At 45.7% G+C, this 10,000-nt stretch carries 9 protein-coding genes; 3 read left to right on the forward strand and 6 right to left on the reverse strand.

The annotated features are described in order from the left end of the window. The 6 genes from LDL40_RS16435 to LDL40_RS16460 all read right to left on the reverse strand — a co-directional run. The coding region (locus tag LDL40_RS16435; protein WP_300996532.1) for a PhnD/SsuA/transferrin family substrate-binding protein at positions 1-627 on the reverse strand (627 nt) is incomplete at its 3' end. Beyond that, positions 624-1,601, reverse strand: coding sequence for an ABC transporter substrate-binding protein (locus LDL40_RS16440; RefSeq protein WP_300996533.1), 978 nt, complete (start codon positions 1,599-1,601; stop codon positions 624-626). The genes LDL40_RS16440 and LDL40_RS16435, both read right to left, overlap by 4 nt. Before the next feature lie 72 nt (positions 1,602-1,673). Then, a complete protein-coding gene (locus tag LDL40_RS16445; protein WP_300996534.1) occupies positions 1,674-3,020 on the reverse strand; it encodes an O-antigen ligase in 1,347 nt (448 codons plus the stop codon). Between the two features lie 170 nt (positions 3,021-3,190). Then, on the reverse strand, positions 3,191-3,727 hold the full coding sequence (locus tag LDL40_RS16450; RefSeq protein WP_300996535.1) for a hypothetical protein: 537 nt from the start codon (positions 3,725-3,727) through the stop codon (positions 3,191-3,193). An 18-nt stretch (positions 3,728-3,745) separates the two neighbouring features. Beyond that, positions 3,746-5,773: an EAL domain-containing protein gene (locus tag LDL40_RS16455; protein WP_300996536.1), complete on the reverse strand. Its 2,028-nt coding sequence runs from the start codon at positions 5,771-5,773 to the stop codon at positions 3,746-3,748. A gap of 5 nt (positions 5,774-5,778) precedes the next feature. After that, positions 5,779-6,432: a transglutaminase-like cysteine peptidase gene (locus LDL40_RS16460; RefSeq protein ID WP_300996537.1), complete on the reverse strand. Its 654-nt coding sequence runs from the start codon at positions 6,430-6,432 to the stop codon at positions 5,779-5,781. Positions 6,433-7,075: 643 nt separating this feature from the next. On the opposite strand from LDL40_RS16460, the gene galU reads away from it, so the two are divergent. From galU to LDL40_RS16475, 3 genes are all read left to right on the forward strand, one after another. After that, positions 7,076-8,008 (forward strand): UTP--glucose-1-phosphate uridylyltransferase GalU, encoded by a 933-nt coding sequence (gene galU, locus LDL40_RS16465; RefSeq protein WP_300996538.1) that lies wholly within the window; start codon positions 7,076-7,078, stop codon positions 8,006-8,008. Between the two features lie 223 nt (positions 8,009-8,231). After that, complete coding sequence (locus tag LDL40_RS16470) at positions 8,232-9,611, forward strand: UDP-glucose/GDP-mannose dehydrogenase family protein (protein ID WP_300996539.1); 1,380 nt, start codon at positions 8,232-8,234, stop codon at positions 9,609-9,611. Further along, positions 9,604-10,000: hypothetical protein (locus tag LDL40_RS16475; RefSeq protein ID WP_300996540.1), on the forward strand; the 397-nt coding region annotated here is incomplete at its 3' end. The genes LDL40_RS16470 and LDL40_RS16475, both read left to right, overlap by 8 nt.

Raw genomic sequence — 10,000 nt, forward strand, 5'->3', positions numbered from 1 at the left:
CTTCATTTCGGCCGCTTTAAGTTCGCCGTGTTTTACCATATCTTCCAGCACACCAGTGCGGATAAAACCTATATCCATTTGCTGGCTTTTCACTGCGGCTATCACGGCCTGCTCTGACGCCAGATGATGCAGCAGATCCGGTGCTGGCTGAATATCCAGTTGCTGCAGCTCTTTCATTTGCGCCACATAACCCAGCAAAGAGTAGGGACCCGCAGTTGCAATACTGGCTTTAGTAAGTGTACTTAAGTCACAGACAGGGTTATCCGCCAGGCAAAAAATAACGCCTCCAGCCAAATCAAACTGGCCTTTTTCTGTCAGCATCACCTGGCTAAGCAGAGGTGGCGGAATATCACCTTTGGTTTTCAGCAGCAAATAATGATAGGGATCGGTCAGCAGAAAATCGGTTTTACTCTGAATATCAATCAGATCCAGATTAGAAGGTTCGATAAGCACCAACTCAACCTGGTCCGGAGCCATTTGACTGGTTAAAAACTCCTGAAGGCCAACATAATCCGGGGCGCTCTGATAATGATCATCGTGTACTAAAATGCCAAAACGTACCGCAGTATTTGACGCTTTAGTCCAGCCGCAATAAATCAACAACAAACAAAACAACAACTTTTTCATAAGCTCAGCACCAATTGCCGCAGGGCTGTGGCATTCAATACATGGGTAAAATCAACAGCAGAAACTGCAGCAGCCGGCATAAAAGTGCTGAGTTTGCGCATGGCATTGGGCAGCACGTCCGAGCCTGACAGCAGTGTCATATTTTGCATAGGGCTTGGGTACTGCACACTGGCGAAATAATTTTGGGTTTCGGTTAAGGTCAGATTACGCCACAGCGCTGTGCGTCTGATACTGTCGCCGGAAAATAAGCGGAGTTGTTGCAGTCCAAGATAGTAGCTATTTAACAACCGGGCCGGAATATTGTTTAGCCAGTCAATGCGGTCTGTCCGCACCGCCAGCACCTGAAACATCAGGGGCGGGCACTGACTGCTGTCAAACAGCCTTACAGCGCCAGCGCGTTCAATATAGTGAGATACAGGAGGAGTGTTGATAGCGGCGTCAATCTGGCTTTCTTGCCAGGCCATCATCTGTTTTAGTTGAGGCAGATACGCTACTTCAACCTCCTGACGATCCAGGCCGGTCTTATGCAGATAATGCTCCAGCAAAAGTTCAGTGGCTGGCCTGGACTCCAGTGCTATCACTTTGCCTTTCAGTTGGGCCGGAGTATGCAGTTCAGGTTTGGATAATAAGACATTAGCGCCACAGGATCGGGCCAGTACCAACACTACTTGCAGTGGAATACCGGCAGCCAGGCAAGTCAGTACTTCATCCAACGCTAAAGTTGCAGCATCCAGTTCACCAGACAACATAGCGCTCACCACAGCTTCGGAAGACTGGCTGGTGCGCAGCATTACATCTGTTGGCAATAAATTAAAGTGTTCACTGAGATAAAAAGCTTCATGGCCCGGGTGCTGATACACGCCAAGGCTAAAAGCTTTAGTTCTGCCGCAGGCAGTTACCGCAGACACGAGCAAAGGGCTAGCCACGCACAGCTGTAAAAACTGTCGGCGTGTTAACCCAAATGAGTTCCCCATAATAATGTGCAATCCTTGCAACTCAATGGTTGCCAATTCAAATCCAGCCGAATAACAGACATCCCTTGTTCCTTAGGCATCAGGCTGGGTGGAACTTATTCCTCTATTGTCCTGTCGTGCATAAACAATACTGCTTAAACACAACACTGTGATAAATAGCACCGCATTGGCGGGTGCCTGTAAATTGAAATCCACCAGGTTATGGATCAGCATATGAACAATAGCAATAGAACAGCCGAAAGCTATCCCTCTGCTGAGTTTATTCTGCTTTAACCTCATGGTTTGCAAATTTAGCCACAAGCTCCATAACAACCAGAGCCCAAGTAATAATGTCACTGGCACACCCAGTTCTATCGCAAACTGCAGGTATTCATTGTGTGCGTGGTCGTATAAAGCCGAGTAGTGATTAGGCTGATAACCCGGAAACACAGTATAAAATGTGCCACCTCCATGACCAAACCAGGGCGCGTCAGCCACTATAGGCAGACTGTCGCGTACCACTTCATCACGGGTTTCTGCTGAAAACGACGTTTCCTCGTAGCGCTGTTGCAGCTTCTCAATACCAAAAATAGAACCTACAGCGATCATATCCAGCACAAAAATACTGATCACCAACGGCTTTAGCAGGGCAGGTTTGTTTTTATAAAACCAGAGGGCATACAAAGATATCGCCAGTAGCGCGGTGAAAAAGGCAGCATTGCCCATGCGGGAACGGCTTAAAATCAGGCCAATCATCATAATCACCAGAGCCAGACGCAGTAATATCTTGGTGCTAAGCATAGATTCCAGCACAGTACGGCTGAAGTTACGCCAGTTCCACTGCATAGCCCGGCTGGATAATTCAGCCATTAAGAGGCCGACACCCAAAGCCAGAGTCATAGCCAGGTAGTTGGCAAAATGATTTTGATACACAAAAGAACCACGGGCTCTGTTGCCCTCAGCTACGCCAAAAATAGGGGATAATTCAGCGCCTTGTAAATTCAGAATAGAGCCATAACTGGCTTGAAATACGCCGCTGGCAATAATGACGTAACACAACAGCTTCAAATGGCTGTCAGTGCGGAAATAGCTGCTAATCACCCAGGCGAATAAACCATAACATAAGGTTTTCACCCAAAGAATTTCGGTTTGATTTGGGTCCACAGTGCTCAGCCAGGACACAGGAGACCAGAGTTGCGCACTGAGAACCGCCAGCACAGCGACAAAAGGAACTAAACAAAGTTGCTGCCAGGACCCGGCAAACCAGGGGGTGCGGCCACGAAATACAGAAACTAAATGCAGGCTAAAAATGAGAAGGATCAACAATTCCAGAATAGCCCAGGCCCAGGGTCTGTTGCTGGCCAGTGGAATAGGGCACCACACTAAGGTGAAACAACACAAGGCACGGATGAGAGAAAACAGATATTGTCGTGTAGCCATCAGGGAGCGCTTTCCATATCGCACCAATACCAAATATGTATCAGAGTAGAAAATACTAAGGGCCTTGCGGCCCTCATCTGTCCATCGTCCTTAAAGTTACCGCTTTGTTGGCTTAGCCATCTCGCCGTAACTTCAAGTCACCTGGATATATCACTTAACAATTTCAGTGATTAGTTGCCTGAAGCAGAACCACCGCCACCACCAGAACCGCCACCGATGCTACCACCAGTGCCTGGAGCGCCTACATTACCAGTACCAGTGTCGCCACCTGCGCCAGCGCCAGCACCAGGACCTGCAGCAGTTTGACCGCCAGTCGCAGCAGTTACCGCAGATACGTTAGCACCTGTAGCAGCAGCGATAGCAACGATAGTATCAGCAGGTACACCAGCAGCAACAGCAGCAGTAGCAACAGCGGCAACAGCTGAGTCACCTAAAGTAGCAGCAGCTTCCATTGCAGCTTCTACTAAAGCTTGTTTAGCTTCAGGAGTTGTTGCAGCAGCGATTAAAGCTTGCAGTTCAGCTTCGATAGTTTCGGCAGCAGCAGCTTCTGCAGCTTCTTCAGACATACCCTCTGACTGATACTGAGCTACTAAAGTCGCATATTGAGCAACTACAGCGTCAACTGCTGCAGTTTCTTGCGCCATAGCAGTGGCGCTGAACAATGATGCAGCTAATACCGCTGCAGCAAGAGTGTTCATTTTTTTCATATCTGACATCCTTTTTGATTAATTTCTAGGCGAATGCGCTAATTCTAGGTTAATGAACGGCTGTGTCAAGACAGTTTTTTTCACTTGTGCATTAACCTTCTGTGGCGCAAGCAGCCAATTGCCCTGTACCGCGTTCACTCCTGCAGCAAAACAATTGTCCATTATTTGTTCACATTCAACATGAGGCGCCAGAACTTTGATCCCTATGCCATGGCTGATTTGACATAAGGTCTTGATAAAGAACTGGTTATCCTGTTCGTTAAGTGCTGTCACATAAGCACCGTCAATTTTCACATAGTCAACATTCAGACCTTGCAAATATTTGAAGGTGGTCATGCTAGAACCAAAACGCTCAATACAAATTTTGCATTTATTGCGCTTAATAATATTCATCAGTGCCTTGGTTTCGTCTGGCGCACGCAAAATAGAGTACTCAGACACCTCAAACACCAGACGAACTTTGCCAGCCAGTAATTGCAGCTCTTTATCCAGCCACTGCAAAAACGACGCTGAACTGACCGCACCCTGCGACAAGTTAATCGCATAAGTGTGGCCAGGTTCATTCTGCACTTGCTGCAGAATAAAATGTATAACCTGCTGATCCAGTTGTAGTGACAAACCCTGTTGTTCAGCCATGGCATAAGTTTCGGCAGTCGACAGCTGTGAATGCAGGTAATAAAAGCGCACAAAGGTTTCAATGTACTCAACAGACTTGTCGCCGTTAATCACAGGCTGAGCCCATAACTCAAAATGCTGATTCTGGATCAGGTCTTTAATCACAGCATGCCATGCCATGCGGCCTTCAGGTTTAATCAGCATGCTTTCATCTTTCACCAGCAACGGCAGGTCTGGCTGTTGTGCGCGCTGAATAATGGCGCTGTCTAAAGTAGAAAGGCAGTGGTGCAAATTATCTTCAGGTTCCACTTCCATTAAAGCCACTGACGCAAAACCATGAGGATAAAACACACTGTCCAGTAACTTTAACTTAGTACTTAACTGCTGCACCTGCTGTTCCAATACCTCTGAGCTGGCGTGGCTTAAAAAGATAAAATCACTGCCTCCTAACCGGAACAGCTGGTTATTGGTCATTTCTTCCAGCGTTTCTTTAAATTCTTTAACCGCCAGCAAAATATATTGATCAGCCGCTTCGAAGCCCTGGCGTTGATGCACTTCAGTCAGTGAATGCAAACTCATCATGCCAATATGCAAGCGTAAATCATGGGCCTTTTGTTCGGTTTTTTCGGCGGCAAACCGCTGCTCCAGCAATCTTCTGTTGCCAAGGCCAGTCAGCATGTCAGTAAATACTTTTACTTTCAGTTCATCCGCCTGCAGGCTTAATGATTTAAAACTGCGCTGAATATTAGCCACCATCGCATTCATGGCTTTTACCACTGAGCGCAAGTCTGTGGTAAAGGGCAGTTTTTCCTGCTGTAAAAAGTTCTTTTTACCTACTTCCTGGGCTTGCAGTTCAATACGGCGTAATGGGCTTAACACAGCAATCACAATCAGCTGGATAAAAAGCGCACTAAACAAAGTGATCACCGCAATGCTGTAAAAACTTTGTCTGGCTTGTTGCCATAAGGTTTTATAAGCGATGCCGGGGTTAGACTGAATAGACAACACACCAGCCACCATCCAGCCGTTATTCACTTCGCTGCTTTCGAAAGGTGGCGACAGAGGAAACAGCGCCACAAACCACTCCGGCACTTCGTCGTATTCAATAGGATTGCTGCGCTTAATTTTTACTTCGCCTTTAGCGGTTTTGAATTCCAGCTCGGCGTAATAGCCTGAATCAAAAATAGCGCTGACCATAGTCTGAGCTATTACCAGATCCGGGTCGTCCATGTAAGCCGACATCGACAAACCTAAGCTGGTTGCTGCGTCCTGCGCATGCGACTTCATCTGAGTATTCAGATAACTTTGAGTGCTTTGTACTGAAATGTACAAACTAAAAGAAAAGGTAAATAAGGCGACCAGCACTATTAATAAGTGCAGTTGAGTCCTTAACGAAATACCTGGGAGTTTCCTCCACCATTTATGAGCCATAACAGTTACATTCCCTTTTCAATTCTGTTTAGCAAATCTTGCCAGTTCGAACCGCCTGTTTTGCCTTCGACTTTACGGCCTAAACCTTGTGCTTTTGCCAGCCATAAGCCTTCTGCATTAAAGCCATAAATAGGCTTAAGGTCCGGTCTGCGGGTGGCAGGCTGAACTTTTTTAATCAAATTGTCCAGAACCAAAGGCACAGAATCCTCAGTTTCCATATAAATAAGCACCATGTGTGGCTCATTTACCGACATAGCCCTGACATACATGATCCGTAATTGACTGTCCGGAACACCCATGGCTCGCAGGGAGACATATTTTGCTATTGCGTAATCTTCACAGTCGCCGGCTGCAGTGCCAAGCGACTCCACCGGAGTCGCCCAATAATCGGCCTGGCCCCAATGTTTTTGGTCAGACTCGTAACGGATCTGATCATTAAAAAACTTATTTACTTTATTTACCCGCACCCAGTCAGACTCTGACTTACCTTCCTCGAGCAAATCCCGCCACAACTCTACTCTTTCCAAAGCTGCATCGCCGTACTGAGAGCGAATGGTCTCCAGCATCTCTGGTTTGAACACTGGCAGCACATAGCTGGCATTGCTAAATACAGATATGGAAAGAGACAGTAGTGCTACAACAGCGTATTTGCGTAGCATAAACCTCCCGGCACCACCTGAAGTGCATCTGACATTAGCATTCAATCAGGCACCTTCCATGACATAGTATTCCATTTAACCGACACCTATGGCGAGCTAAAAAGAAGCTTTGTGTTAAGAGACCCGGATTTGGTTGAAAAAGATACATTAATTTGCCACTTTCTGCCTGACTTGCCAAGGTGCAGGACAATGAATAATCAGCAGCCGGAGCTAATGCATTAATTTGGGGCGGTAATGCACCACTATAGCCCAAGGCCTCGGAGCGAACTCAGGTAAAATAATACAGTATTTATCATACTTATCATATTTATCAAATGTCATCTATCAAATTTAATGTTTTTTACTGGCACAAGTTATGCTTTGCTTTGTAAATAGCCGCTTGCTGTTGTATAGTCGTGCGCGTTTTTTCACTTTAATGTCACACTGTGCGCTTAAAGTGAAGCAGCGTATTTTTCATCCTGTTTAGGGATGATGCACTAAAGGCGAGGGACGGCCTTTGCTGAGTAGTTGAGCGAATAAACCAGGTTTGAATACAACTTTTTTGATTCGGCATTACTTTCTGGCACAACAAATAGCCACAAAGCAAAGCGCAGCGCTCGTGCACAAGCCTAGCGATCTGGCATTAGTAAAGAGGGATTTTAATATGCAAGCACCAGACATTCGTAAAGTAACCAGAGCTGTTATACCTGTAGCAGGCCTTGGTACCCGCATGTTACCAGCCACTAAAGCTATTCCAAAAGAAATGCTGCCGGTAGTGGACAAACCTCTGATCCAGTATGTGATCGAAGAAGCTGCAGCTGCAGGCCTTACCGAAATAGTGCTGGTCACCCACAGCAGTAAAAATTCCATCGAAAACCATTTTGACACCAGCTTCGAATTAGAAACCCAGCTGGAAAAACGGGTAAAACGCTCATTGCTGGACGAAGTACGTTGTATAAACCCAAAACACGTGACTGTAATTTCTGTGCGCCAGCATCAGGCACTGGGCCTGGGCCATGCCATTTTGTGTGCTGCGCCAGTGGTTGGCAAAGAACCTTTTGCCGTGTTATTGCCAGACGTATTAATAGACAAATACCGCAGCAATTTAAAACAAGATAACTTAAAAGCCATGATTCAACGCTACGAACAAACGGGCGCCAGTCAGGTGATGGTAGAGCCGGTGCCTAAAGAGTTAGTCAGCAGTTACGGTATTGTCGATTTAGCGGGCCAGCCGATAGAAGCAGGGCATTCAGTAAACTTAAAAGCCATGGTAGAAAAACCAGAGGCAGACGACGCACCTTCCAATATGGCTATTACTGGCCGCTATGTGTTGTCACCCACAGTAATGGAAATTCTAAGCTTTACCCAACCAGGTGCCGGTGACGAAATACAATTAACAGACGCTTTAGCCCAACTGCTTACCGAAGAAGCCATGGAAGCTTACCGCATAGTAGGACGCAGCCATGACTGCGGCAGCAAGCTGGGCTATTTAGAAGCTATAGTAGATTACGCCTTAAAAGACCCTAAACTAGGCGCCGACTTCGCTGCTTTATTAAAAAAGATGATGGCGGGCACGCCACTTAGTTTGATTGCTTAAGCAAAATATAAAGTAGTAGTGTTGGGGTTATCCCATTGATAAATCGTTGGGGCGGGGTTTCCCCCCGCCCGCAAAAAACATATGAATGAGGTAAACCTCAGCCAAAAATTACCGGTGATGGTTTTATCCCGTCCATAAATTGTAGGGGCGGGTTTTAACCCCGCCCGCAAGACATTAAAAAATACGGCAGGAAAAACCGCCAAACGATAGAAAGGGATTGGGAATGAAGATTAGTATTTTTGGTACAGGTTATGTTGGCCTGGTTACCGGTGCCTGTTTGGCTGACGTAGGCCACGACGTGATCTGTGCCGACGTAAATCAGGCAAAAATTGACGGCTTAAAACAAGGCATCATTCCTATCTACGAACCTGGCCTGGAAAGCGTGGTGAAAACCAACGTCAGCCAGGGCAACCTGCGTTTTACTACTAATGCTGAAGAAGCAGTGCAGCATGCCGAAGTGATTTATATAGCAGTAGGCACACCACCAGACGAAGACGGCTCAGCCGACTTGCAATATGTAATGGCTGTGGGCAAAACCATAGGCCAGCTGATGCAAAGCTACAAAGTGGTTGTAAATAAAAGTACTGTACCAGTAGGCACTGCTGACAAAGTTACGGCTGTTATTCAGCAAACCTTAGCAGAGCGCGGTTTTGCTGCTGAATTTGACGTGGTCTCCAATCCTGAGTTTTTAAAAGAAGGCGCAGCAGTCTCAGACTTTATGCGGCCAGACCGCATAGTCATAGGTACCAGTTCTAAATTTGCCGAAGACATTATGCGTGAGGTATACGCACCTTTTAACCGTAACCATGAAAAAATCATAGTCATGGATGTACGCAGTAGCGAACTGACCAAATACGCGGCTAACTGCATGTTAGCCACCAAAATCAGCTTTATGAACGAAATGGCCAATATAGCCGAGCGGGTAGGGGCTGACATCGAAAACGTGCGCAAGGGCATAGGTTCAGACCCTCGTATCGGTTACCACTTTATTTACGCAGGTTGCGGTTATGGTGGCAGCTGTTTCCCTAAAGACGTGCAGGCATTAGCGCAAACAGCCCGGCAGTTTGGTTATACCCCCGAAATTCTCGATGCAGTAGAAGCAGTCAACTATCGGCAAAAACACAAATTGTTTGAAATGATCTGTAAGCATTACGGAGTATGGGATAAAGCGGAAAAAGGCGAAATCAAAGATATTTTAAAAGGTAAAACCTTTGCCTTGTGGGGCTTGGCTTTTAAGCCTAATACCGACGATATGCGCGAAGCACCAAGCCGAGTGTTGATGGAACAACTTTGGGAAGCAGGGGCTAAAGTACAAGCTTATGATCCTGAAGCTATGGAGGAGACTCAACGAATCTACGGAAGCAGAAATGATCTATACCTTGTTGGTACCAAAGAATCTGCCTTGTCCTCATCTAATGCATTGATCATATGTACAGACTGGAAAAATTTCAAAGCGCCAAACTTCGAAATAATTAGTGACGCATTGCATGACAAGGCTGTGTTTGATGGCAGAAACCTTTACGATACATCGAAGGTTCGCTCATACGGTCTGAATTACTACTGTATTGGAAAATGTAAATCGGAAAGTATGTCTCATGTCTAAAGTTTGCATTTTTTATAGAGTAAAGACGCAGTTTGATAATTTAGGTGATGCGATAATTAATAGGATGCTTATAGAGGCTCTGTCCAAACATGCTGATGAGATAAAGATAGATGCTTCATTAGCTCCTTTGGATTTTAAAGAGCAATTAGGTATTAATAAAAAAAACGGGATTAATCCTAGTTTTTTTTATATAAAAATGATTTTTAAATGTTTAAAAGGGGAAAATATATATTATTTCCTTAATCCAGGCGGGGAACGAGGAGGGATTTCCAATTCTCTATACTTAAAGAAGATGCTTAATAATATTGTGCTAAGCATGTTGAGTTTTATTGGTATTAAATTATGTGTATATGGTGTTTCTTATGAGAGTTTATGTAAGAAGTCAGTGA

It is taken from the genome of Rheinheimera sp., assembly GCF_020217005.1.
Taxonomy (GTDB): domain Bacteria; phylum Pseudomonadota; class Gammaproteobacteria; order Enterobacterales; family Alteromonadaceae; genus Pararheinheimera.